1 protein-coding gene is annotated in these 729 nt (G+C 50.5%); it reads right to left on the bottom strand.

Annotated features, from left to right (window positions below; all coding sequences use genetic code 11):
• Positions 1-729, bottom strand: a 729-nt coding sequence (locus A3751_RS20215) for a patatin-like phospholipase family protein (RefSeq protein WP_197466561.1), incomplete at both ends; no start/stop codon positions are given.

Raw genomic sequence — 729 nt, 5'->3', positions numbered from 1 at the left:
GTTTATCGCTTTGAACATTAGCGGCTGCGTAGCCGGCTTGTATGCCCTTCTCGGTGCTGCTGAAATCAGTCAGCGTAATACCGTCTAGATTCGGTTTAATGAGTAAATCGGCTTCGCTGAGTAGGGCGCGCGCACGTTGTTGGTTCTCAAAAGTGAGGAAGTTGCTAAGTTGACCAAGTACATCAAACGTATTGTCGATGTCCTTTGCAGGTAAGGGCAAAGAGCCGATATCTACGGCGATAACAATGTCGGCACCTAAATCTTTGGCGACACTCACAGGTAGGTTATTGGCAATACCGCCATCAACCAAAACGCGGCCATCAATCTCGATAGGACGCAATATTCCCGGTAGTGACATAGAGGCTTGCATTGCTGTCGCAAGGTCGCCTCTGTCTAGCACAATCTGCTCTCCGGTTTCGAGATCAGCGGCGACAGCGCGATAGCTCACAGACAAGTCATCAAAGCTCTTAAGCACTGGATAGGAGCCAAGCATCGACTCAATAAGGCGGCGCATCCCTTGTCCCTGAAAAATGCCTTTCGGTAGTTTAAAACCATCGGCGTCAAAGCCTATGCCGAGCTGGATCGGGTAAAGGTCATCATGGCGCTTGCGCCTGTTTGGTATGCGCGAACGGGGGAGATCGTCAACATAGCCTGAGTTCCAGTTCGCCTTGATAAAAAGCTGTTCGATTTCGGCTGCGCTTTTTCCACTGGAGTAGAGTCCCCCAACAA

This window comes from Oleiphilus sp. HI0080 (assembly GCF_001635135.1).
The sequence above is the reverse complement of the archived record's forward strand: the minus strand, read 5'-3'. Positions and strand labels throughout refer to the sequence as shown.